This window comes from Methylobacterium sp. 1030, from assembly GCF_040544715.1.
Lineage (GTDB): Bacteria > Pseudomonadota > Alphaproteobacteria > Rhizobiales > Beijerinckiaceae > Methylobacterium.
Genome location: NZ_JBEPKM010000037.1, coordinates 1 through 23,952, shown reverse-complemented (window position 1 = coordinate 23,952; position 23,952 = coordinate 1). Strand labels below are relative to the sequence as shown.

23 protein-coding genes and 2 pseudogenes are annotated in these 23,952 nt (G+C 64.4%); 11 read left to right on the top strand and 14 right to left on the bottom strand.

The genetic code is table 11. The features are described from left to right. Positions 1-94 precede the first annotated feature (94 nt). From ABIC30_RS30550 to ABIC30_RS30530, 5 genes and pseudogenes are all read right to left on the bottom strand, one after another. Positions 95-610, bottom strand: a pseudogene (locus ABIC30_RS30550) (lyase family protein); the annotation flags it as partial. A gap of 130 nt (positions 611-740) precedes the next feature. Then, positions 741-1,637: an amino acid ABC transporter substrate-binding protein gene (locus ABIC30_RS30545; protein ID WP_103986526.1), complete on the bottom strand. Its 897-nt coding sequence runs from the start codon at positions 1,635-1,637 to the stop codon at positions 741-743. Between the two features lie 88 nt (positions 1,638-1,725). Further along, on the bottom strand, positions 1,726-3,057 hold the full coding sequence (locus ABIC30_RS30540) for a dicarboxylate/amino acid:cation symporter (RefSeq protein WP_234083228.1): 1,332 nt from the start codon (positions 3,055-3,057) through the stop codon (positions 1,726-1,728). Positions 3,058-3,162: 105 nt separating this feature from the next. Then, on the bottom strand, positions 3,163-4,344 hold the full coding sequence (locus ABIC30_RS30535; RefSeq protein WP_083916306.1) for an aminotransferase class V-fold PLP-dependent enzyme: 1,182 nt from the start codon (positions 4,342-4,344) through the stop codon (positions 3,163-3,165). Positions 4,345-4,544: 200 nt separating this feature from the next. Further along, the gene (locus ABIC30_RS30530; protein ID WP_042675017.1) at positions 4,545-5,351 is read right to left on the bottom strand and encodes an IclR family transcriptional regulator; all 807 of its coding nucleotides are present in this window, start codon (positions 5,349-5,351) and stop codon (positions 4,545-4,547) included. A 382-nt stretch (positions 5,352-5,733) separates the two neighbouring features. Here ABIC30_RS30530 and ABIC30_RS30525 point away from each other — a divergent pair, with 382 nt between their 5' ends. The 5 genes from ABIC30_RS30525 to ABIC30_RS30505 all read left to right on the top strand — a co-directional run bounded on the left by ABIC30_RS30525 (position 5,734) and on the right by ABIC30_RS30505 (position 9,655). Then, positions 5,734-6,189 (top strand): carboxymuconolactone decarboxylase family protein, encoded by a 456-nt coding sequence (locus ABIC30_RS30525; protein ID WP_020095489.1) that lies wholly within the window; start codon positions 5,734-5,736, stop codon positions 6,187-6,189. Positions 6,190-6,397: 208 nt separating this feature from the next. Then, a complete protein-coding gene (locus tag ABIC30_RS30520) occupies positions 6,398-7,147 on the top strand; it encodes an SDR family oxidoreductase (RefSeq protein ID WP_020095490.1) in 750 nt (249 codons plus the stop codon). Between the two features lie 40 nt (positions 7,148-7,187). Then, complete coding sequence (locus ABIC30_RS30515) at positions 7,188-7,604, top strand: cupin domain-containing protein (RefSeq protein ID WP_020095491.1); 417 nt, start codon at positions 7,188-7,190, stop codon at positions 7,602-7,604. 95 nt (positions 7,605-7,699) lie between these two features. Then, entirely contained in the window at positions 7,700-8,605 is a 906-nt protein-coding gene (locus ABIC30_RS30510) for a sigma-70 family RNA polymerase sigma factor (protein ID WP_042675012.1), read from the top strand. Between the two features lie 480 nt (positions 8,606-9,085). Then, positions 9,086-9,655: a fasciclin domain-containing protein gene (locus tag ABIC30_RS30505; RefSeq protein WP_020096572.1), complete on the top strand. Its 570-nt coding sequence runs from the start codon at positions 9,086-9,088 to the stop codon at positions 9,653-9,655. Between the two features lie 95 nt (positions 9,656-9,750). Here the strand turns inward: ABIC30_RS30505 and ABIC30_RS30500 are convergent, their stop codons facing one another. From ABIC30_RS30500 to ABIC30_RS30485, 4 genes are all read right to left on the bottom strand, one after another. Continuing rightward, positions 9,751-10,455, bottom strand: a complete 705-nt coding sequence (locus ABIC30_RS30500) for an anti-sigma factor (RefSeq protein ID WP_020096571.1) — start codon at positions 10,453-10,455, stop codon at positions 9,751-9,753. Then, entirely contained in the window at positions 10,452-11,003 is a 552-nt protein-coding gene (locus tag ABIC30_RS30495; RefSeq protein ID WP_020096570.1) for an RNA polymerase sigma factor, read from the bottom strand. Before ABIC30_RS30495 ends, ABIC30_RS30500 begins: the two co-directional genes overlap by 4 nt. Positions 11,004-11,322: 319 nt before the next feature. After that, the gene (locus ABIC30_RS30490; protein ID WP_020096569.1) at positions 11,323-11,697 is read right to left on the bottom strand and encodes a tautomerase family protein; all 375 of its coding nucleotides are present in this window, start codon (positions 11,695-11,697) and stop codon (positions 11,323-11,325) included. Between the two features lie 58 nt (positions 11,698-11,755). Beyond that, the gene (locus ABIC30_RS30485) at positions 11,756-12,454 is read right to left on the bottom strand and encodes a glutathione S-transferase family protein (protein ID WP_020096568.1); all 699 of its coding nucleotides are present in this window, start codon (positions 12,452-12,454) and stop codon (positions 11,756-11,758) included. Between the two features lie 113 nt (positions 12,455-12,567). Between ABIC30_RS30485 and ABIC30_RS30480 the strand changes: the two genes are divergently transcribed. Further along, on the top strand, positions 12,568-13,143 hold the full coding sequence (locus tag ABIC30_RS30480) for a TetR/AcrR family transcriptional regulator (RefSeq protein ID WP_354456709.1): 576 nt from the start codon (positions 12,568-12,570) through the stop codon (positions 13,141-13,143). Positions 13,144-13,476: 333 nt separating this feature from the next. On the opposite strand, the gene ABIC30_RS30475 is transcribed toward ABIC30_RS30480, so the two are convergent. The 4 genes from ABIC30_RS30475 to ABIC30_RS30460 all read right to left on the bottom strand — a co-directional run bounded on the left by ABIC30_RS30475 (position 13,477) and on the right by ABIC30_RS30460 (position 17,409). Then, on the bottom strand, positions 13,477-13,878 hold the full coding sequence (locus ABIC30_RS30475) for a DUF6894 family protein (RefSeq protein WP_234083218.1): 402 nt from the start codon (positions 13,876-13,878) through the stop codon (positions 13,477-13,479). Between the two features lie 321 nt (positions 13,879-14,199). Then, positions 14,200-16,764, bottom strand: a complete 2,565-nt coding sequence (locus ABIC30_RS30470; RefSeq protein WP_234083215.1) for a CheR family methyltransferase — start codon at positions 16,762-16,764, stop codon at positions 14,200-14,202. 38 nt (positions 16,765-16,802) lie between these two features. Beyond that, complete coding sequence (locus ABIC30_RS30465; RefSeq protein WP_020096575.1) at positions 16,803-17,054, bottom strand: hypothetical protein; 252 nt, start codon at positions 17,052-17,054, stop codon at positions 16,803-16,805. A gap of 34 nt (positions 17,055-17,088) precedes the next feature. Then, positions 17,089-17,409: a hypothetical protein gene (locus ABIC30_RS30460; protein WP_128083415.1), complete on the bottom strand. Its 321-nt coding sequence runs from the start codon at positions 17,407-17,409 to the stop codon at positions 17,089-17,091. 410 nt (positions 17,410-17,819) lie between these two features. On the opposite strand from ABIC30_RS30460, the gene ABIC30_RS30455 reads away from it, so the two are divergent. After that, positions 17,820-18,848: an IS110 family RNA-guided transposase gene (locus tag ABIC30_RS30455; protein ID WP_354456708.1), complete on the top strand. Its 1,029-nt coding sequence runs from the start codon at positions 17,820-17,822 to the stop codon at positions 18,846-18,848. 364 nt (positions 18,849-19,212) lie between these two features. Here the strand turns inward: ABIC30_RS30455 and ABIC30_RS30450 are convergent, their stop codons facing one another. Continuing rightward, complete coding sequence (locus ABIC30_RS30450) at positions 19,213-21,324, bottom strand: TonB-dependent receptor (protein ID WP_020096550.1); 2,112 nt, start codon at positions 21,322-21,324, stop codon at positions 19,213-19,215. A gap of 1,186 nt (positions 21,325-22,510) precedes the next feature. Here ABIC30_RS30450 and ABIC30_RS30445 point away from each other — a divergent pair. From ABIC30_RS30445 to ABIC30_RS30430, 4 genes and pseudogenes are all read left to right on the top strand, one after another. After that, entirely contained in the window at positions 22,511-22,720 is a 210-nt protein-coding gene (locus ABIC30_RS30445) for a cold-shock protein (RefSeq protein WP_020096551.1), read from the top strand. A 104-nt stretch (positions 22,721-22,824) separates the two neighbouring features. Then, positions 22,825-23,187, top strand: a pseudogene (locus tag ABIC30_RS30440) (DUF6481 family protein). A gap of 41 nt (positions 23,188-23,228) precedes the next feature. Continuing rightward, complete coding sequence (locus ABIC30_RS30435; protein ID WP_020096552.1) at positions 23,229-23,426, top strand: hypothetical protein; 198 nt, start codon at positions 23,229-23,231, stop codon at positions 23,424-23,426. A 142-nt stretch (positions 23,427-23,568) separates the two neighbouring features. Continuing rightward, a complete protein-coding gene (locus ABIC30_RS30430; RefSeq protein WP_020096553.1) occupies positions 23,569-23,790 on the top strand; it encodes a hypothetical protein in 222 nt (73 codons plus the stop codon). The last annotated feature ends 162 nt before the right edge of the window (positions 23,791-23,952 follow it).

Genomic DNA, 23,952 nt, shown 5'->3' with positions numbered 1-23,952 from the left:
CCGAGGCGGAGGCACGCTATTATGCCCAGGCCGAGGTCCAAGCCTTGGCCGCCTGAGCCAAACCAAACGGCCTCCGGAAAACCCGGGGCGATTCACGCAGAGCAGTCGGGTAGGCGTCGTTGGTCGACTGCGCCATGTTGACGTCGTCGTTGGGGTGAAGCGCGGCGTAGTCGCCGGGCTTCCTGCCCATCAGACCGAGGGCGACGTTGGCGATGACCTCGTTGGCGTTCATGTTCGTCGAGGTGCCGGCCCCGCCCTGGATGGCGTCGACGACGAAGGATTCGGCGTAGCGGGCCTCGGTCGCGACCTTGATGCAGGCGCGATCGATGGCGTCGGCCTTCGTCGCATCGAGATACCCGAGGCGCTTGTTGGCTCGGGCCGCCGCTTGCTTGACCAGCGCGAGGCCCCGGACGAACTCCGGAAAGTGACCGACCGGGACGCCGGTGATCGGGAAGTTCGTCACCGCGCGCTTGGTGTGGATGCCCCAGAGGGCGTCGGCCGGGACATCGCCGTCACCGAGCAGGTCGTGCTCGGAGCGCGTCTTGGCGGTGTCGAGATCCACGGTGCGGACGGTGGCGACCGCGAGCTCGGTGGGCGGATTTCGCTCCATCGGGACTTCCGCGACCGGAGCACTTCCGTCCTGGCTCACGTCAGTCTGTGTCTTGGACATGTGGGTGGCCCCCTGTCGGAAATGCTCGGCCCGCAATCGCCGCGTCGAACCCATCGTCGTCTGCCGCCGGTCAGAAATCGACCGAGTCGCTCGGGTGCGCGACGCGCTCCTTCAGAGCGTCGGACATCGGGAAGTTCAGGTTCTCGTTGTGGGGCGGGATCGGGCTTTCGAACCACTTGGCGTAGAGCTTGGTGAAGGCACCCGACGCCATCATGCCCTTGAGGACGTCGTCGGCGAGCGCCTTGAACTCGGGGTCGTCCTTTGGCAGCATCAGCCCGTAGGGCACCAGCGTGTACGTCTCGGGCAGGAAGGCGTACGCGGCGGGATCGGGCGCGCGAGCCTTCAGGCTGGCGAGTAGAATGTCGTCCTCCATGAAGGCGGCGGCGCGCCCGCTCTGGAGCGTCAGCATGGACTCTGCATGGTCCTTGCCCTGGATGATGTTGAACGTGCCGCCCTTGGCCTTGATGCCGAACGCGAAGCCGGTGGCGTTCGAGCCCTGCGTGACGACCACGGTCTTGCCGTCGAGCCCCTTCACGTCGTGGATGCCGGAGGAGACCTTGGTCAGCCACCGCGCCGACGAGACGAAGATCGCGACCGTGAAGGAGACCTGCTTCAGCCGGGCGGGGCTGCTCGACGTCGCCCCGCATTCCATGTCGATGGTCCCGTTCTGGATGAGCGGGATGCGGTTGGACGAGTCGACCGGCTGAAGCTTGACTGCGAGCTTGTCGAGCTTGAGGTCGGTTTTGATCCTGTCGACGACCTGCGCGCACAGGTCGAGGGAGAAGCCTACGGGCTTCTGGCCGTTGTCGAGATAGGAGAACGGGATCGAGGACTCCCGGTAGCCGAGCGTCACGCTGCCGGTTCGCTTGATCTTGGCCAGCATCGGGCTCTCGGCCGATGCCGCCGTGGCGGCGAGGCCGAGTGCGAGCGCGCAAGACAGCCGTACGAAGTTCTTGCCCTGAAACATCGATCATCTCCTCTGGATAGATACGGACCTCGGTCGGGTCTCGGGGGGCCTGACCACACGGCGCGCGCCGCGGGACGGGTTTGGTCGGCTAGGCTGAAGCACTTTGAGCCGCGCCGGTCGGCGTCACGACGCCGACCGGGGACAGGAACTCGGCATCGTCCTCGACCGGGGCGCCGAGCTCGTTCTCCCACTTGGCGACGACGGCGGTCGCGACACCGTTGCCGATGACGTTCGTCATGGTGCGGCCCATGTCGAGGAAGGCGTCGATGCCGACCAGCAGGACGAGACCGGCGGTGGGGAGGTTGAACGAGGGGATCGTCGCCGCCACCACGACTAGGGAGGCCCGGGGCACGCCGGCGATGCCCTTGCTGGTCACCATCAGGACCAGCAGCATGGTGATCTGCGTCGAGAGGTCCATCTCGATGCCGAAGGCCTGCGCGACGAACAGGGCCGCGAAGGTCTGGTACATCATCGAGCCGTCTAGATTGAACGAGTAGCCCAGCGGCAGCACGAAGCCGGTGATGCGCTCCGAGACGCCGAACTTCATCAACTGCTCGACCATCTTCGGGAAGGCGGCCTCGCTGCTCGACGTGGAGAAGGCGATCATCATCGGTTGCCGCAGCAGGCGCAGCAGGGTCTTGATCGCCCCGCCGAGCACCACGGTTCCGGCCGCGATGATGACGACCCAGAGAACCGCGAGGCCGAAGTAGAAGGCGCTGACGAACTTCCCGTAGGTCACCAGCACGCCGACGCCCTGCGTGGTGATGACGGCCGCCATCGCGGCGAACACGCCGACCGGCGCGAAGCGCATCACGTAGTCGGTGAACTTGAGCATGATCGGGACGATCTCGTCGATCGACTTGGCGACGGTCGGGGCGAGCGAGGTCTTCACGGAGCTCAGGGCGAAGCCGAAGAAGACGGAGAAGACGAGGATCTGAAGCACCTCGTTGGTCGCCATCGCCTGGACGATGCTGACGGGCACGACGTGCGCCACGAAATCCTTGAGGTTCAGGGCACCGGTCTGCAGGTTCATGGTGGCGCTGGCTTCAGGGAGCGGCAGGTTCAGGCCGTGACCGGGATGCAGGAGGTTGGCGAGCAGGAGGCCGATGGACAGGGACACCACGGAGGCGGTGATGAACCAGCCCAGCGCCTTGAAGGCTACCCGGCCAACGGCGCCGCCACTCGCGCCGAGGCTGGAGATGCCGGAGACGATGGTGGCGAACACCAGCGGTGCGATGATCATCTTGATCATGCGCAGGAAGACGTCCGACACGATGGTAAAGTACCCGGCAATTGCCTTGGCCTCGGCCGGCGTCGCGAAAGTGTTGCACAGGTAACCGGTCGATATTCCGAGGAACAAGCTGACCATGATGTATGTGGTCAGCCTGTTCGAGGCGTGAGGTTTGCTGCTCACCTGCATGACGTCGTCCTCCGCGCCACCGAGTGGAGCGGCAATCGAGCGTGGCGCTTGTTTTTATTGCGTCTCGGCTGCCGGAAACGATCAGGATTGGAGAGGCCCGTCGGCCTATCCGAGCTTGGACAGCACAGCCGTGCGCGCCTGCGTCGAGGGCACGTTGCGGGCGCGGACCGCCTCGATCAGCCGATCGATGTCCGCCGTGGTGTTGAACATCCCGAGCGACACCCGGATGCCGTCGCGCTCGGGCGAGACGCGGATGCCGTTCTGCGTGAAGTAGTCGAGCCACTCTGCCGCCGGCAGGGCGATGACGTAGATATGCGGCGCGCGGTGCTGGCGGTCGCGCGGGCCGACCAGGCCGACATCGAGTTCGTCGAGGCGCTCGATGAGGTAGTCGCCGAGGTCGAAGCAGTGGCCCTCGATGTTCTCGATGCCGACCGTGTTGATGAGGTCGATGGCGGCACCCAGGCCCTGGATGGCCGGGAGGTTGTAGTTGCCGAGCTCGAACCGGCCCGCCGTCGCCGGCAGGGCCATGTTGTCCTCGCGGGCGATGAAGTCGGTCGGCGGCTCGGCGAGGCTGGCCGCGGCGAGGTAGGCCGGCTCCATCTCGATCTTGGAGGAGTCCCAGTAGAGCAGGCCCAACCCCTGGGGCACCAGCAGGCCCTTGTGGGTGCCCGAGCCGATGAAGGTCGCCTTCATCGTCTTGGCGTCGATGGGCGTCACGCCGATGCCCTGCATCACATCGACGACGAAGTAGAGGCCGTGCCGCTCGCAAAGCTCGCCGACGCTCTCGACATCGAACCGATGGCCGGCGTGGAAGGTGACGTGCGACATGGAGATCGCCCGCGTCCTGTCGTCGATGTGCGAGCGGAAGCTGTCGGCGTTCACCACCTGGGTCATCGGGATGAACACGACCTCGACGCCCTTCTTCTTCAGGTTGAGGAAGGCGTAGGCGTTGTTCGGATGGTCGCCGTGGATCATCAGCACCTTGTCGCCGGCCTTCAGCGGCAGCGCGTTGGCGGCGATGTTCATGCTCTCCGAGGTGTTCTTGGTGAATGCGATCTCGTGGGGCTGCGCGCCGAGCAGCGTCGCGACCTTGGCGCGGGTCTCTTCGAGGCGGCTGAGCCAGACTTGCTTGGGGCCGGCGGTCTCGAACCCTTCGCGCAGGAAGCGCTCGTACGCCTCCTTCACGGGGCGGGAGAGCGGGGTCTGGAAGCCGCTGTCGAGATAGACCACGTGCTCGGCGGCCGGAAACGCCTGACGAACGGCGGCGACGTCGTAGTGCTGGGTCATGATACCCTCCGGTAGCGCAGACGCGACGAGGCGTTGCGCCGGAAGTCCCGGCGAGCCTTCGACCCATCTCAAGCTTTGAATGGCGGCAGTGCTAATTTATCTGCCAATCCGTGCCCAAAAGCCGGGCATGTCAGTGGCATGACAAGAAAATACACTACATCCGCTACGCGTCGAGCCGGATCATCATCCAGCGGTATTTTTCATTCCGAAAATTGAGAATTATCGAAATCTTCGTTGTCTTGCAGGATGGTGCTGGACAGGAGGGCGGCCGCTTCCTGCAGGGGCTCGATGAACGCGTCGAGGTCCTCGAAGCCGACGCGGGCGGAGGGCACCGACACGCCCAGGCAAGCGATCAGGTCCCCCTTCGGCGAGACGATGGGCACGGCGCAGCCGACGACGCCGAGTACGTATTCCTCGTTGGTTTTCGCCCAGCCCCTGCGCCGGATCACGTCGAGCTGAGCGAGAAGCGTCTTCGGGTCCGCGATGGTCGTCGGAGTGTACTGCGCGAGCGGAAGGGAGTGGGCGAGTCGTTGCCGGACCTTGGTAGGCAGCCGGCTCATGTAGATCTTGCCCGTCGAGGTGCAGTGGAGCGGTGCGGCTGATCCGGGATTGAACTGCAGGCCCTGCTGTTGCTTCGTCTGCACGCTGTCGACGTATGCCACCGCGTTGTCGCGGACGATGCCGATCTCGCACTGCTCGCCGATCCGGTCGGCCACCGCGCTCAGGACCGCGTGCCGCCGCACGGTGCGGAAGGCTGCCCCGATGGTCTTGGCCGAGAGGGTGACCAGCGTGCTCCCGACGACATAGCGCTTCGTGCCGAGGGCCTTCTGGATTAGACCGCGGTCCTCAAGGTTGCCGATAAGTCGATGCGCGGTGGGAAGCGGCAGGGCGAGGGCCGAGGCGATCTCGGCCGCCGACAGTGCCTTCCGCTGCTCGGCCACGAAGGTCAGGATGGCCAGGGCCCGATCCAGTGGCGCGTCGCGCGACCTGTCAAGTTCATCGGCCACGTTGGCTTCCTCGTACGGCTTACGCTCGGCTGTGCCCTAGTTGCACGAACATGCAAGGGCTACCGACCGGCGATGCCTCATCGAGACCTGAGCTCAAAGCGCACACTTTCGCCCTACCGCCTCCGGGAAGGCTGCGTCCGCCTCGGTGTCTTTCTGCCCGAAAGCGGACCGGCGGAAATCCACCCCGAGCAGCCCTTCCGCACCCGACCCATGTAGGTCGTCAATCTACCTGCTCGGCCCGCTTGGAAGCGGACGTAGATGCTCTCGGCTGGAAGATGATCCGCTTTGTGAGAGAAGGCGGCATCGCATGTCACAACCGTGCAGATCGGTTCGTCATAGCTTCGAACGTCGATCGCCGGCGCTCCGAGCACAAGGACGAGACATGAGCGAGATTAAGCGATTGGTCTGGAACGAGGTGGCCCCGAAGGGGGCCAAAGCGCTCTATGGCATTCATCACTACATCACCACTGACACCGATCTACCCAATGAGCTGATCCATCTCGTCTTTCTGCGAGTGTCGCAGATTAATGGCTGCGCGCACTGCATCGACTTGCACACCCGGGATCTTCTTAAGACGATGCCGTTCGAGAAGGTCGCTCTGGTTCCGGTCTGGGCCGAGGTACCTCACCTGTTTCCTGACCAATACCGCGCCGCGCTCGCGTGGGCGGAGGAAGTCACGCTGGTCGGCGATACGCACGCTTCCGATGAGGCCTATGCGGCGGCAAGCACAGCATTCGCGTCCAAGGATCTCGTGGACCTCACGATCACCATCGCGGCGATGAACGCGTTCAACCGCCTCGGCGCACCCTTCCGCCTCCCGGTCCAGGCACAAATTTAGTCGGTTCTGCGCTCCGTCAGGGGCGGCGCCAGCGCCGTCCCATTCCCGCGGATGTCAATCGATCTCCGGCGGCAGTTCCACGTCTCACGTCGCTGATTTTTTCCGGGGCATGTCACATTGGGACGGACCCGCCTCGTCATTTGTTCGACGGACGCCTGAATGCGGCAAGGAGCCGCCCCGTCCGTTCTCGAACAAGGAGACAGGAACCATGAAGATCGTGGTGATTGGCGGAAGCGGCCTCATCGGCAGGCATCTGACGGCCGAACTGTCGCGACAAGGACATGAGGCCATTGCGGCTTCGCCGAGCAGCGGGGTGAATGCGCTGACGGGCGAAGGCTTGGCCAAAGTTCTTGCCGGAGCCGACGTCGTCGTTGACGTGTCGAACTCTCCGTCCTTTGAGGACGCGGCGGTGCTCGACTTCTTCGAGCGCTCTGGCCGCAACCTCCTCGCCGCGGAGCGCGAAGCGGGTGTGAAACATCACGTCGCCCTATCCATCGTCGGCACGGACCGCCTGGAGGGGAACGGATACTTTCTCGCGAAGGTCGCGCAGGAGCGACTGATCGCAGCTTCTGACCTTCCCTACACCGTCGTCCGGGCCACGCAATTCTTCGAGTTCGTCGCGACGATTGCCCAGGCTTCCGTCGCAGGCGACCGCATCGTTGTTCCCGATGCCGACTTCCAGCCGATCGCCGCCGCCGATGTAGCCGCAGCGCTCGCCGAAGTCGCGCTTGCTCCCCCGTGCAACGCGACGATCGAGATCGCCGGGCCGGACCGCCTGCCGTTCCGCGACTTCGTCGCCCACTCGGTCGCATCCACCGGCGACCGTCGGGAGGTGCTAGCCGACAGGGCGGCGCGCTACTTCGGCGCTGCGCTCGATAAGGGTTCGCTTGTTCCCGAGCATGCGGAAGCGGCACGGCTCGGGCCGACGCGGTTCGAGAGTTGGCTCGCTGCTGCCTGAACCGCTGCGCTTCTCCTCATCCACGAAGAAAGGCCCTTCCATGTTCAGAGCATTTCTGCTGGGCGCCCTCGTTGCCGTCTCCGTCGTTCCCGCGATTGCGGCCGATGTTGCGAGGGGCGAGGCCCGGGTCACGACGATCTTTGACCATCCACTACCTTCAGTTCCCGGCAAGAGCCTGCGCGGCGTCCTCGTCGAGTACGGTCCGGGCGGGTCCTCACCGTCCCACACCCACGCCGCATCTGCCTTCATCACGGCAACTGTGATCGAGGGCGAGGTGCGCAGCCGGATCAACGACGGCCCGGAGAAAGTCTTCCGCGTCGGGGAGAGCTTTGTCGAAATGCCCGGTGATCACCACGGTGTCAGCGCTAATGCCAGCGACATCGAGCCCTCCAAGCTCCTCGCCGTCTTCGTCGTGGACACGGCTGACCGGGTGTTGACGACGCCGGACCGACCCTAACAGCGGCGGCGCGGGAACTCAGCTGTTCAAGGCGGCGAGGATAGCCGATGGTCATCCACATTCGCTCAACCGGCTTCGTTTACGAGGAACGGGCCATGTCGCAGGCCGAAATTGCCACGGCGACCTTCGAGGTCCATCGCGCGCGGCTGTTGCGCATCGCCTACCGCATGCTTGGCTCGCGCAGCGAAGCGGAGGATGTCGTGCAGAATGCCTGGCTGCGCTGGGTGGCGGTGGACCAGACGAAGGTCTCTGCTCCCTATCCGTTCCTCGCGCGCATCGTTACGCGCCTCTGCCTCGACGAGATGAAGTCGGCCCGCGCCCGCCGGGAGACCTACGTCGGCGCTTGGCTGCCCGATCCACTCGTCGAGAACCAGGAGGATGGGCTGGACAAAGATGACCTAACGCTGACGCTGATGATGGCGCTGGAGCGTCTGTCGCCGCTCGAGCGGGCGGCATTTCTCCTCCACGACGTCTTCGGCGTGCCGCTCGGCGAGGTGGCAGACACGCTTGACCGGGAGGCGGCGGCCGTGCGCCAACTCGCCGTCCGGGCACGGCGGAACGTGGAGGCTGCGCGTCCGCGCTTCCCCGTAGAGCGCGAAGAGGGCGAGCGGATTGCACAGGCCTTCTTCGCGGCATCCACCAGCGGCGACACCGCAGCGCTGCGTACACTTCTCGCCGAGAATGCGGTGCTGCGCTCCGATGGCGGCGGCAAGGTTTTGGCCTTCATCAACCCCATCACTGGATTGGACCGCCTCCTGCGCATGTTCGAGGGTGTGCGGCGCAAATGGGGGCAAGGCTGGGCGCAGATACTCGAACCCGTCTGGATCGACGGCTTGCCCGGCTATATCAGCCGCGAACGCGGCGACGTTCTCCAAACAACTGCGCTCGCCATCGAGGACGGCCAAATCACCGCGATCTACATTACCCGCAATCCCGACAAGCTCCGCCACGTCGCGCAGGCGCTCGCGGTGGCACCGGTCCCTACCTCGCGGACACAGTGATCAGGCAGCGGGCGCCCCCGGGTCGGCTTGCCTGACATTCAGCCTCTCAAGATGTGCCCCGGTCGTTGGAGGCTGAAGGCAATAACCGCCGAGGTCGCGGCCGACTGCCCCTTGGTCTTCGGTTGACAGTAGGAAGCAGGCGCGGCGCGATGTCCGCTCTCCCCTGCTGCCGATCAATAGCAGACCGACGGAAAACCACCCTACCCGGCCGCCCGGACCGCCGTCGGCGCTTCTCCAAAGCGGCCGTTCGTCAGCCTTCCGGCAACTTCGGCTCGGGATGACATTCGGACCGTGATCCTTGAACCAAAGACAGATGCTGAAAATCGCCGTCTGTGGCGATGTCAGGTTCGTCCAGACGGAATGGGAGCAGAGGCGATCGCCTCCCAGCCGTTTGCCTTCATCCCGCGAAACTTTCTCTCCGATGGCCTCGTATGGGCCCACACTGCCCCGTTCATCGGGGTTCGGACTGAAGGAAAGACGATGCTCACTCAGAACACCGGCCGCCGCACGGCCCAGGCGCTCGCCCTGACCCTCGCGCTCAGCCTCGGAGCCAGCGGCGCGGCCTACGCCAAGAACCCGATGGTCGGCGGGGCGCCGATGTACGCCCAGAAGACCATCGTCGAGAACGCGGTCAATTCGAAGGATCACACCACCCTCGTCGCTGCCGTGAAGGCCGCGGGCCTCGTCGATACGCTGAACGGCCTGGGCCCGTTCACGGTGTTCGCCCCGACCAACGCCGCCTTCGCCAAGCTGCCGCCGGGCACGGTGGAAAGCCTCGTGCAGCCGCAGAACAAGGCGACGCTGACGAAGATCCTGACCTATCACGTGGTCCCGGGTGTCTACACCGCCAAGGACCTGATGGCGCTGGCCAAGAAGGGTGGTGGACAGGGCGTGCTGACCACCGTCGAGGGCGAACCACTCGCCGTCGAGGTGCAGGGCAAGAAGGTTCTCGTCACCGACCAGAAGGGCAACACCGCCACGGTGACCATCCCGAACGTCATGCAGTCGAACGGCGTCATCCACGTCATCAACGCCGTGCTGATGCCGTAACGCGCAGTGCCCGCGGCCCGTGAGGGCTGCGGGCTTCGACAGCGCGTGGCCTTTCAGATCACGCGAGCGCCGGCAGGCGTGCCCGCCGCGCCCGGTCATTCGGCGATGAGCTTGCCGGTGTAGATCACCGGACCCGTGGGTTGGCCGCTCGGTGAGCCTCCGGGCGGCTCGACCGAGACCGCGATTACCCCGTCCGGTGCGGTGTCCTGCGGGAGCCTCACCTGACTCGGCGCCGTTCCGACGAGGCCGAGTGGCTTTGCCCCTCCTGCGCCGACGTACCACAATTCCAGACTCCGCCCGGCGGGCGCGTCGGCACCGACGGGCCTGACTTCTGCGAGGCCGGTCTGCGTGTCGACACGCACGATCAGCGCCGGCAGCGCCCCGCCTCCCTGCACGACAGCCAGATAGCGCCCTCCCGCCGGGGTTCGTGACGGGCCGACTGCCACGAACAGCGCGAGGCCCGCGGCGAGCAGGCCTGACCCTGCCGCGGCGATCCGCCAGCGCCTCACCTGCCGCCACAGGCGGCGAAGTTCACCTCGCGCTACGTCGGTCGCGTCTGGCAGCGCGCGCAGCAGCGCTTCGCGGACCCGCGGCGGCGACGCCACGGGTGGCACGGCCTCCATCAGCGGCGCCAGGCGCCGCTCCCACTCGCGGATGCGGCTGGCTGTGCCGGGGTCTTGGCTCGCCTCGCGCTCCAGCGCCGCCCGCTCCCGCGCGTCGAGTGTCCCGAGGGCGTACTCGGCCGCGCGCATGTCATGCTCGGACGTCGGGTCCATGCCGGGCTGGCCGCTGCCGGTCACGAGACAGCCTCCAGGCAGGACTTGAGGCCTGCGAGTGACCGGTGCAGCCAAGTCTTGATGGTGTTGACCGGCCGGTCGAAGTGCCGCGCCAACTCCTCCCGAGATTGCCCTTCGCAATAGGCCAGCACGACGCAGTCCCGGTGCTTGGGGTCGAGACGGCCGAGGCAGGCCAGGAGGGCGTTCCGGTCCATGAAATCTGCCGCCCCATCGTGCGGATCGATCAGCCGCGCCACCCAATCCTCGCCGGTATCCAATTCCGGGCCCTGATGCTCGACCTTCCGCCGTACGCTGTCGATGGCGCGATTGCGGGCGACGGTGCAGAGCCACGGTAGCGGCGGGCCGGCCTCGGGCTTGTAGCTGCCCGCGGCCTGCCAGATGCGCATGTAGACGTCCTGAAGCACGTCCTCGGCCAAGCCACGGTCACGCTGGATACGCAGGATCAGGCCGTAAAGTTTCGGGCTCGTGAGATCGTAGAGTTCGGCCAGCCGATTTGCCTCGCCCCGGGCGATACCAGCGAGCAGTCGGCGCAGCGTGGCGTCGTCGGCCAAGTTGGCTCCCTACAAACTCCCAGGCGCCTTCTGTCGGACGCCCAACCGGATGCTGCTTTAACCCAAACTGCCTAGCCGTGACGATCCCTCACGCGCGCTAGCCTCGCTGAGTGGGCCTCGAGGTGGCCGCTTTCAAAATCCTCGGAGCGGCGGCTGCGGAGATGTCGCTGAGGGCGGGATGCGGAGGTTGACCGATCCCTCGCAAAGGGACTTTCCGCGGTCGACCCATGCCAGTTGTTACGATGACCGTCGGCGCTTCCCAAAAGCGGTCATCAACCGGCGGCCCTGCAGTTGAGGACCGAGGTGATATTGGAAGTCGTTACCACGGCTGACCATCACCGAACGACCATTCCTCCTTGTCGACAAAGACCATGTTGATCATGATGTCGTCTGGTCTGACGCTCAGCTTCAGTTTCAGCTCGTCGGCGACGAAACGATAGAAAGCAAACTTAGTATCCTTCTTTTTGCCGACGGTGCTAGTTACCTGGATTAAGATGAAGTCTGGGGACCGATTGAAGCCAAGAAATTGCGGATCATAGATGAGGTTGTCAGCTGTGTGCTCGCCAACCACCACAAAGCGGTCGCCATCGGGTGCTTTGAGGACGTCGACGATGCCTCGATAGACGATGTCCGCCAAAGCAGTGCGGTACTCGGGGCTTTTCCCCTGGATCAGATCGATACGTGCAAAAGGCATGATGACCTCCTCGGGCAGGATTGCGGTCGGCCCGCAGCCGGGACCGACCGCCGGACGCTCAGGTACGATTGTCGATCTCCGGCACACCGCTGCTCCGGTCGGCATAGGCGGCCAGGAAGGTCGGCCGGGTCTGCCAGCGCTGCCAGAAAGCATCGAGATGCTCGAAGCGCTCATCGAGCGGAGTGGCGTTCACCGGGAACTTGGAGAACGCAATGGCCGTCGCCAGCGTGATGTCCGAGAACGTCGGCTGATCGCCTCCCAGCAACCACTCGCGGCCGTCGGCGAGATGCCGGTCGACGAGACCAGCATGCGTCAATGCCACCTTGCGGGAATGCTCGCCCCAGGCGGGGTTGCTGGTCAGTTCGAGCTTCGGGCCCAGACCCTGGTGCAGGACATGGAAGGCGGTGACGATGGGATAGAGGATGTGCACCCACACCCGGTTGTCCCACATCTGATCAAGGCCGCGCTCGTGCGCAGTCCCGCCCATGATCTTGCGGCCTTCGAACGTGTCGTCGAGGTAGCGAGCGATTGCGGAGGTCTCGCTGAGATAGGAGCCATCCGCGAGCGCGAGGGTCGGCGTCTCGCCCCAGGCGTTCATCTTCAGGTGCTTCCAGCCCCGCTGCTCGCCCACCGGTGACATGTCGTAGATCGTCGCGTCGAAGCGGTCGGCGATGCCCTTCTCGTGCATGAAGATCCGCAGTCGCTGCGGGTTCGGGAAGGCCGAGGGTGAGGTGTAGAGCTTGAGCTTGTCGGACATCGTCCTCTCGCTTTCCTGAGAAATTGCCTGTCTGTCAGATGACAGGTAGAAAGCTATGACCCCAATCTTGCGCTGTCAACCCCTGTCTGCCATATGACAGATGGAGGTTGGAAATGGCAGCGACGTTGAAGAGGGATGTGCGAGAGGCGATCCTCGTGGCCGCAAGGGAAGCGGCGATGGCTTATGGCTACGGCGGCATCAATTTTCGCGACCTTGCGGAAGCGGTCGGCATCAAGGCTGCAAGCATCAACTACTACTTCGCAAACAAGGCTATCCTCGGCGAGGCGGTTGCACGGCGCTACTGGGAAGATATTGCACGCGATCTTGAAGCTATTTCGACGAATGCCCAGAGCCCGATAGAAGCGCTGCGGCAATACCCTGGCATTTTTCGCCTCTCTCTGGAGCGCAACAATCGCATGTGCCTCAGCAGCTTCATGGCGACAGAATATGACGTGTTGCCTGATGGGGTCTTGAAGGAGGTTCAGACCTTCGCTGACGTGAACACCGCTTGGCTACGCGAGCAGTTAGTTGCTGCAAAGCTCGCGAAGCCGAAGGACAGCGAGACGAGAGCTCGCGCGATCTATGCTGCTGTAGCCGGAGCTCAGATCATTGCTCGAAGCCGCGGGGACCTAAATCTGTTCGACACTTTGGTCCGGAGTTATCAGGAGGCGGGACTGCTCCCGAGCTGATTAAAAGCGCGCGTGGACAAGGTCCGCTTCCATGCATTGCCGACCATAAGCGGACAGGCAGAAATCCACCCACCCCAGTTATCCCGACGAGCCTACTGGCGAGACAGAAGCTGGCCGAAAGCTGCCGGTCCGCTTCTGAGAGGGGCCGCCGCAAAACCGGACGGCCTCCTATCGACCCAACTCAGCCATCGGGAACGCCATTTGCGTTTCTCCAAAGCGGTCGTTCGTCGGCCGCTCCGCAAGTTCGGCTCGGGGTGGGCTGCAGACCTTAGCCCCTCTCCCGAGAGCGGCCATTCCGCTTCCAATGGGTGAGGCCTCTTCTTGCCCTTACCACTAGCGACCAGTTCGCTTCGCGATATCGAGGAGACGCTGGGTCTCTGTCAGCGTCACATTCAACTTCGCGTGCGCTTCGCGAAGCTCTACAATCAGTCCTGCCGTGCGCCTCATCTCCGCTCGACATTTGTGGAGCTGTAGCTTGGCCGGTTGTTTTGTGCGCTTTTGCCCGCGATCGAGTACCTCAGCGAAAGGCACCGCCATCAGAACGGTGCCACGCGCATCGGCGATCTCGAAGCCATACCGGATTGGGTTCTTCGAAGTGGAGGCCAGATCGGAGCCCATTCCCGGCACGGCCTTGATAGCCTCAAGATATGCCGCCTCAACGCTGGCGAAATCCAAGCCTTCGTCGTCGTTGTCCAGACCGTCGGGACCACGGAGGTGGAAGTAGTATTTAGGCATCTACCGTTCGCGATGAAGGTGCCCTCTTAATGCTAGCGTGCTCTATTCGATCTGGATCGTCAAGGTTCAGGGCGTACAGCGGAAATCTTGGTCGATCAGTCGCGCCCTTGGAGAACAGAACTTCGAACCTTTGTGCTGCCTGAAAGCTGACGTGTCACGTTCGGCCCAGGCCGGCGTTACGATCTGCCCCCTGAGACCAAACGCGGCCGGGCTCTGCCAAACCGTGCCGCTCCCCCGCCGCGCTGACGCTGTCGAGCATCTCCGATCGCACCAGCGCGTGCTGGCCGCCCACATCCCACGCGAGGTGGGCAGATCCGTCGGTCATTCCTGCCCCAGCAGGTTCGTGAAGTTGGCGACGATCCCGGGCCTCCGGCCGCCCTTGCGGGACGAGGCCATCAACCGGACCCGGTAGCGGGCGCCGTCCGCCCCCTCGATCGTCCACTCGGAGGGCCGGTTCGCCGCCAGCACCGTCGGGATCTCGTCCACCAGCCATGCCAGGGGGATCGGCGCCGAAAAGTTACGCAAGGACCGGCCGACGTCGCTCGGCTGCAAGCCGAAGATCTGCGCCGCTGCGTTGGTGAACATGCGGATGTGGAGATCCGGTGTCAGGAGCACGCTCGCGATGTTCATGCCCTCGAACAGCGTGGCCTGATCGTCGGTCAACTGATCGACGGCCTCGATCTTGGACGCAAGCTCGGAATTCATTGTCTGAAGCTCCTCATTCAGAGACTGTGTCTCCTCCTTCGAAGCCTCAAGCTCCTCGTTGGCGGCCTGCATCTCTTCGTTGACGGAGTAAAGTTCCTCGTTCGAAGATTTTAGCTCCTCAAGGGACGTCTCATACTCCTCGATCACGGCCTGGAGCCGTTCGCGCGTCACGCTCAATTCGCGCTCCAGGCCCTGGAGCGCCGTGTCCCGCTCATTCGCTTTCAGGGCCTGCTGCCGCTCCCTCTCGACCGGCGCGGCCGCCTCGTTGAAAACGACCAGGAACAGCGGTTCGACCGCGCCGGGCGTGTTCAGCGGCTTGACCACAAGGGAGATCGACTGGAAACCGCCGTCCGGCAGTTCGACGCCGATGCCTTCGCGCACGACCTGGGTGTTGCCCTCGATCGCCTCGCGCAAGGCTGTCCGGAGATCCAGCCGTAGGCCTTTACGCGCCATCGCAGCCAGCTCCCGGGTCGGCTGGCCGGGCACGACCTCCAGGTGATCGCCGATCCGCGATGAGTAGTGCACGGCCTCGCCCGTCCGCGTCACGACCGCGTGGGGCGGCGTGAATTCGGACAGCATCTGCGTCTCGACCGCGTGCCGCAGGGCGGCGTGCGTCGTCGCGTTGCGCCGCTGCGGCTGGCCCGCACTTGCAAAGATCGGCGTGTCCGTCCCGGACATCGGCCGCAACCGGGCCGGCGGGATCGCGTCGCGAGCCTGGAAGATGCGGTGCTGCTTGTCGATCGTCTCGAACAGGTCCTCGAACCGCGTCACGTTCTCGGCCATGCCGATGAACAAATAGCCGCGCGGGCGCAGGGCGTAGTGCAGAACCGGCATCAGCTGTTGCTGGGCCTCGACGCCGAGGTAGATCATCAGGTTGCGGCAGGACACGAGATCGAGGCGCGAGAACGGCGGATCGCGCAGCACATTGTGAGGGGCGAAGGTGCAAAGGTCGCGCACGGCCTTCTCGACCACCGCGCTGTCGCCCTCGACGACGAAGTGCTGCCCGATCCGCTCAGGCGAGACGGCGGACAGGTAGGCCATCGGGTAGCGGCCAGTCCGGGCGACCGTGAGCGCGCGCTCGTCGATGTCAGTGGCGAAGACCTGCACGCGCGGCGGAACCGCCAGGGTGACCATGTGCTCGCGCAGGAGGATGGCCAGAGAGTAGACCTCCTCACCGGTTGAGCAGGCCGGCACCCAAATCCGTATGACATCGGTCGCCGCGCGTGCGTCGAACAGCTTTGGGATGACCTGGGCGGTCAGGGCCTCGAAGGCAGCGGTATCGCGGAAGAAGTTTGTCACACCGATCAGCAAGTCCCGGAAGAGCACCCCAACCTCGGCCGGGTCAGCCCGCAGCAGCTTGAGATAGCCGTCCAGTCCGGACGCGCCGACGACGGCGATGCGCCGCTGCAGGCGGCGCCCGAAGGTACTTGGTTTGTAGCCCGAGAAGTCGTGGCCGACCTGCCGGCGGAGGATGGCGAAGATCTCGGTGAGGAGCTCGGCCTCGAACTCCCGCGCGACCCCGTCGGCCTGCGCATCCGGTGCGTTCGGCGCGGCGGCGACGTGCGCGGCGATCAGGTCGCCCATCCGTTCGGCCGTCTCGCCGAAATCAACGAAGCCGGTCCGCAGCGAGCTGAGCGGCATGTCGGCGGTCTCGGGGCCGTAGCTATCCGCGGTCTGGGCCAGGGTCAGGCCACCGTGCTCCTTGATCGCCTTGATGCCGATGGCGCCGTCGCCGTCGCCGCCGGACAGTATCACACCGACCGCACGCTCGCCCTGGTCGAGGGCCAGGGTGGTCAGGAAGATGTCGATCGGCTTGGTCTCGCGGCTCGCCGGGCCGAGCGGCGTCAATGTCAGCCGCCCGCCCGCGATGCCCATGACGAAACCGGACGGCATGACGTAGACGGTGCCCGGCGCGACCAGGACGCCGTCGGCGGCGGCCTCGACCTTGAGCGGCGTGAACCGGGCCAGCACGTCCGGGAGCAGGCTCTTGTGCTCCCGGCCGAGATGCGTGACGACGACGAAGGCGGCTCTCAGCGTCTCCGGCACCCCGCGGAAAAAGCCCCGCATCGCCTCGATGCCGCCCGCGGACGCGCCGATGCCGACGATCGGAAAGTGGTCCTGGTCTATCACCGCGTTCTTAGCCCTCGGATCAATGCCGCGCCGTGCAACAGGTCCCAGCATCACGCGTTCTGGCCCGATGTCGAGGACGGACGCACGGATCAGCTGTCGTGCGTGGCTTCCTGCACGACGTAGGCGAGGCAGCGCGCCCGGGCCTCGGGGCTCTTCAGCCGCACGAACAGACGCAGCAGGGCCACGAATTCTGCGAGATGATCAGGGCCCTCAACGACCGTTTCGATATCCGGAGTATCAGTAGGATCGGCCGTCAGGAAGGTCGCAACCGGGACGCCCAGCGTACGGGCGATGCGAACCAGCGCACCGCGCTCGTCGTCCTGCGGATCGTCACCGTTCATCGTGGTTTCTCCGCTGATCCTTACGCCAAGGCGATCATTGCAAAGCGATACCGGCTGCCCGCGGCCCCATCACGCCGGCGACGCGACGGCCGACATGATGGAGCACGCGGCCGAGGAGCAGACGGGTCTGAGGGTCAGGATCGTCGTCCGCGGCCTCGTAGGCCTCGATGAGAGACGTCACCAAATGTTTCGATGGACCAGGGTCGTCGCCGGCTGCCGACGGCCCGGTGACGGCTTGCTCGCGGGAGCGCCGCACCAAATCGCGTGAGGCTTGAAGCGTCCGACGCGTCTCCTCGGCCGCCGCGCGCAACTCACGGGCAACTTCGAGGCATCGATCTGCACGGGGGCGATCCATCAGAAGCACTCCGAGTTGCACGGCATGCCCGCATCAAGATCACTGCTGCGTAGCCTCTGGCACCGTGCGCTCAATTTCCAGATGTAGCAATCCGAATATCGATTTCGATGGCGATTGCAAGGATCAAACGCCAGCATCTATCGTAGGTATGTTATCAACGTTTTCGCATATGCGAGGGACTGCGAGGACACGCGTCAAATTTCGAGGTCAGTATACGCCAACCGACCGCAAAGCGGACCTTCCGAGGTTCCGAGAAGGGTCGTGAGCGGTCCCCGCGGCTAGGTCCGCTTGATGCGACCGCTATCCGGAAGCAGATGGGGTGGATGGCTCCCGCTCCGACTGACGGCATCTCGGTGCCAAGATGTGGTCGCTGTCGAAGCAGCAGCCACGCTCATGCAGGAGCCATCCCCATGGAGATCACCACCGTCGGCATCGATCTGGCCAAAAGCATCTTTCAGGTTCACGCCGTCGATGCAGCTGGGCACGTCGTCGTGCGCAAGGCCTTGAGGCGGGCGCAGGTCGTGCCGTTCTTCGCCAGGCTGCCGCGCTGCCTGGTCGGCATGGAGGCGTGCGGCACGGCGCATCACTGGGCCCGGGAACTCATGAAGCTCGGCCACGACGTGCGGCTGATGCCGCCGGCTTACGTGAAGCCGTACGTGAAGCGCGGTAAGACCAATGCGAACGATGCCGCAGCCATCTGTGAGGCGGTGACGCGCCCGAGCATGCGCTTCGTGCCGGTGAAGTCGACCGAGCAGCAGGCGGCGCTGGCGCTGCACCGGACGCGCGACCTGCTGGTCAAGCAACGCACGCAGCTGGTGAACATGATCCGCGGCCTGCTCGCTGAGTTTGGGATCGAGATGGCGCGGGGCCTGCGGCACGCGCTCGAACTGGCGGCCCGGCTCTCGGCCGGAGACGCGGCCGAGGTGCCGCCGTTAGCCCAGCGCGTGGTGACCGGGTTGGCCGATCAGATCGGTGCCTTGCAGATCCAACTCACCCGACTGGAGAAGGAGTTGCTGGCCTGGTACCGGGAAAGCGACCTGTCGCAGCGCCTTGCGACGATCCCGGGTGTCGGCATCGTCTCGGCAACCGCGTTGGCCGCCTCGGTGAGCGAGCCCGAACGCTTCCGCTCCGGTCGGCAGTTCGCGGCCTCGTTGGGCCTGACACCGCTGCAGAACTGCAGTGGCGGCAAGGAGCGCCTGGGCCGGATCTCGCGCATGGGCGACCGCTATTTGCGCCGGCTGCTCGTAGTCGGCATGACCTCTCTGATCCGGCGTGCGAAGACGACACCGACCTCGGTCGACCCGCGGCTGCCGGCGCTGCTGCAGCGTAAGCCGGTGCGCGTGGTGACCGTGGCGGCGGCCAATCGCACGGCGCGGGTCGCCTGGGCGATCATGACCCGCGGCGGCACCTACCGCGCACCGGCGGCCAGGGCTGCCTGACAGCACGCAAAGGAGACGTTTCCAGGTTGCGAGGACGATGAGAGTTGATGGCGAACCGGTCAGACCGGGAGCCGGGACACCCCGCCGGCTGTCCAGGGCGTCATAGCCCGCAAAGCAGAGTGGGACCCAGCTCACGGATACCATCAGGGCCAGCAGTCAACATGAACGACTGCATCGACAGGCCGGACACAAGACTGCACCCGACCAACGCGTCAGAAGCTCAATTCGCCACTTGCAATGCGGGAGCCATCCACACAGGACGGGCAGGAAACCACCCTGAGCGGCCATCCTCCTATCGACCCATGTCGGATGCTGAGGTCGTTTTCAGGGTTTTCCGAAAGCCGCCGTTAAGACAACCTCATCGTCAAAAATCGATTGATGCCGAGAGCAGGAACGTCCGCGGCGTGCCCTGGCTCAGGATGCCTCGACCTGTCGACGCCCAGTAGTTGTTGCCGGTTGCGTTGACGACGTTCGCCCGAAGCGTCAGCGGGCGGTCCTGGAATGTGGTAGCGTAGCGTAGGCCGACATCGAGAGTCGCCCAATCCGGGATCTTCTGGCTGTTGGCTAGGTCGTAGTACTGGGCCGACGTGTAGATCACCCGGCCGGTGACCGTCAGGCCTGGGATGAAGCCCGGCGGCAGGTCGTACTCGCCGTAGAGGTTGAGCTGCACGTCCGGCACGCCCACTGCGACGCGACCGATGTTGCGAGGATCCTGGGCACGCACCTGCACGCCGTCGAGCAGGCTGACGCCGCCCAGGACGCGGATGCCCGGCGCCGGTTCGCCGAACACGGTGAGCTCGACTCCGCTGTTGCGCTGGCGCCCGTCGACCGAGAAAACGAGGGTCCGGGCATCGAGGAAGCCGGACGGCTGCTCAATCTCAAAGGCGGCGAAGCCGACCCCGACGGCACCGAAATCGTACTTGGCGCCGACCTCAGTCTGGCGGGAGACGAAGGCCGGGAAGGCGGCGGTGGCGTTGACGGCGTTCACGGGCGGAGCCGGGGATGTCAGGCCCTCGATGTAGTTGGCGTAGAGCGAGAGGCGCTCCCACGGCTTCACCACGAGGCCGATCCCCGGTGAGAATGCACCGCTCTCGCTCGAACCGGTCCGGAACCCCGTGACTGGGTTGTACGAGTTCACGTCGAGGCTCTGCCAGCGACCGCCGAGGGTGAGCAGCACGCGGTCGTCCAAGACCGACAGAGTGTCGGCGATGGCGATGCTGCGGTTGATCCGGCTCGAGGTGCGCGGCGTCGCATCCGACAGGCCGAGGGTCGAGCGTGGGGGGAGATAGACCGGAGCGTAGAGGTTCGAGACGATCGGCGCGCCGGCATTCTGCGCCGGCGGCTGGGCGAGGTCCTGCCAGAACCCGACCGCGGCTAGGCCGAAGCTGTGCTTGATCGGTCCAGTCTCGACGGTGCCGCGCAGTCCCGCCTCCGCCGTCTGGTTGACGATGTGGAACGGCAGGTAGCTGACCGGGTCGCGATAGTCGCCGCGGGCGTTGAAGATGGTCAGGACGCCGCCGAAGTACTCCTGCCGGAAGTTCGAGGCGCCGTAGGCACCGTAGACGGTGAGATCGGGCGTGAGGTCGTACTCGATCCGCGTGGCGAGCTGCTGGTTGGCGCTGTCGCGATACTCCCACGGCTGCTGCTGGTTCAGGGTCAGGTCCGGCGCGCGGGGGATGCGTACGCCTGCCGCCACGTTGCGGTTGCGCAGCGGCGAAGTGAAGTCGAGTTCCTGATATCCGAGATCGAGGCTCGCCCGCAGGCGCTCGCCGCGATAGTCGAGGGCGAGGGCCGCGAGGCCGAAATGTACGCTCTGATTGTCGATCGGGGTGTTGCCGTTGTTGAAGGCACCGTTGAAGCGGATGCCCCACTCCTTCGCGTCGCCGAAGCGGCGGCTCACATCGACGGCCTTGTAGACCTGGGCGTCCGAGCTGTAGCCGAGGGTGACGCGGTTGAGCGGCTCCTCACCGGCGCGCTTCGGGATCAGGTTGATGATGCCGCCGATATTGCCGAAGGGCGGGACGCCGGAGAGCAGCGTGGACGGCCCGCGCAGCACCTCGACGCGCTCGATCGGCTCGATCGCCGGGTTGAACGCATCGGCCACGCCGAACAGCCCGTTGAAGGCAATGTCCTGGGCGAAGACCGGAAATCCGCGGATGAAGAAGCCGAGGATGCCGGAGAAGGCCGGTACATTGGTGCGGATGGACGGATCGTTGTTGACCACGTCCTGAACGTTGCGAGCCTGCTGATCGCGGATGAGCTTGTCCGTGTAGCTGGTCGAGCTGAAGGGCTGATCGAAGACGTTGCGGTTGCCGAGTAGCCCGAGCCGCGAGCCTGAGCCGACTACGCCGCCGGGGTATGCGGATGGCGGGAGTCCAACGATCGCGGTCGAAGGGAGCGGAACGTTCCGTCCCTGCCCTCGCGCTTCTACCGAGAGTTCATCGAGCTGCACCTCCTGTGCGATGGCGCCGGACATGCCATTAATCGAGCCAAGAAGCGCAAGCCAAACGCCGAGTTCTCGCCCAGTCTTAAGTCTGGTGGCACGGATTTCTAGACGCTGCATTTCAACTCAACTCAGGATAGATATAAATTAAGAGGGGGCTCGTCTCTGACACTTTCCTCGCGTTCGTTACTTGCGCGCCCTGCCTAGCTAAGCAATCCGGGAAGCGTCTACGAAAGGGCAAATTCTGACTCTGTTGCTCAGATGTTTCATTGTTATAATGGAATAATTACAATCATAAAATTCATATGCCATCGACCGTTGAGTCGTCATAGATTCAATGCTCGAGATGTAAAGACTTTCAAGATGGATCCATTTTTTGTTTTGTATGGAGTATATATAGACAGAAAAGGGTGCGATATTGTCTGCACCGAGGCTAGGTGCCATCCAAGGGGGATGTCCGTTTCTCTGCCTTCCCGCTTGGAAGCGGTCCGGCGGAAATCCACCCATTTGAGACGCTCTGAGGGCCGTTGGCCCCGGCAGGACATGGCCGAAAGATGCCAGTCTGCGTCGGGGAAGGGCCGTTAGCAAAGCGGACGGATTTCCGCTGCTCCGCGCACGGCTTCAGTCCGTCACGCGGCCGATGGCTGTGGCTCGGTTCTAAAAGGAACTGGCCGGCTGACGATGCGCTCGGCTGGCGGCTCATGGCGCGCGCGGGCGCGACTATGAGAGCTTGCCACCAGCCGCCTCGATTCCGGCTCGGATGCCGAGGAGGAACCGCGTCGTACCGGCGACCGCATCGGGCTCAGCTGGCGCCGCCGGAGGGGCAACAGCTGTCCCCTGGATAAGTTGGAAGCCGACTGCGAAACCTTCCCGAAAATCGCCGTGCGGCACCCTGCTGATAGGCATCTGCAACTCCGATGGTTCAGGTGTCAGACCCTCAAATGGGAGTCCCCATCATCTATGGTTGTGCCCAAGAAATCGTAACGGCAAGGCCTGGAATACCGGCAACGACAACCAATTTCTTGCAAATCGGATTTACGGTTGTGATTATCCCGCGAATGGCGTACAGATCATAAATCGACTTTTGGCCAGACATTCGGCCGTATCGCCTCAACAGGGCGAGCGCTCTGCATCTCTCCCATTTTCGACGACTATCGACCGAGCGCGTGTGACCCATGCGTTCGACCTATTTGTTTGCCTATAATGATACGGAATACCTATGACCATCGGCACCGTTAAGTGGTTCAACGACACCAAGGGCTTCGGCTTCATTCAGCCGGATGACGGCGGCAAGGACGTGTTCGTCCACATCTCCGCCGTCGAGCGCGCCGGCATGAACAACCTCGTCGAGGGCCAGAAGGTCTCCTACGAGATGGAATCCGACCGCCGCACGGGTAAGCAGTCCGCCGGCAGCCTTCAGGCCGCTTGAGCCTCACTCGTCTAGCTATGACGAGCTTCGAAGCCGTTCCCTCGGGAGCGGCTTCATCTGTTTCTCGCTACCCGGCTGAGCCGTGGTGCGCACAAGGAATGTTCGTGGGACAATTCAAAACAGACCAGCTTGTTGATCGTCTTGAGGCAATTGCCAAAGCACGGCAGGCCACACTCGCCCGGTTCCGGGCACGCCCTGCACTGGATGATCCGGCCGTTCTCGCACGGCAGGCCGCGCGGCAAGCCATCGTTCAGGCACGAGAGGTGCGGATCAACGAGCGGGACATAGCCCGCTTGGCAGGGGAAGCTGAGCGCGAGGCTGAAGCCCTGGCCGCAAAGGAGCGTGCCGCGGCGGAACTCGTCCGCTAGGCCGCCGAAAAAGCAGAACGGCAAGCTGCACTCGCTGCTCAGCAGAAGATCGCGCGCGATGCACGCTTCGCAGCTCGCAAGGCAAGAGCACGCCGGTAGCCCGGACTTGTCGACACGGCACTAAACGACGGAGAAGCTCAATGTCTCACAAGTTCAAGATTGGACAGCACGTCCGCCAGCTTGGGATCAGCTATGCGGGCAACAAGAGCATCGTCGACGGCGTTTTTGAGGTTGTTCGTCTGATGCCGGATGACCGGGCCGGTGAGCCGACTTACCGAGTCAGGTCCGCAGGCGGCGAGCGTGCCGTGCGGGAAGGCGAACTCACACTCGCCTCCTGATCGGTTTCGACCGTTTTGGGCTGCGGGGGTAGACGTCGGCGCCTCGTACTTTGCATCGGCGGGTGCTCGCCAGGATCGTCGGCCTCAGGTGTCTGACGCTTGAGCCTCGAGCAGCTCCAGCCCGATTCGACCCGCTTCGAGTATGGGCGGCCTGTTGGCTGGCCTGGACGCCGCGGCTGAGGCTCTGACGACGCTGATATTCGACGGCGTGCCCCTGGCCGTCATCGCGCACTACCGCGAACATGTTGCCGCGAATACCGAGCGGTTGAGACTGCAGAACCCCGTGATGACCAACATCGATGCGCATTCGCCCGACGCGGCGTTGATCATGCCCAACCAGACGGCCTTCATCCTCAAGGTGTGAATCGCCCCGGGATTTTCGGAGGCTCCAACTCTTGAGAGACTGGAGCCATGACGAAGCATACCCCACCCTTTGAATCGCCCCGGGTTTTCCGGAGGCCGTTTGGTTTGGCTCAGGCGGCCAAGGCTTGGACCTCGGCCTGGGCATAATAGCGTGCCTCCGCCT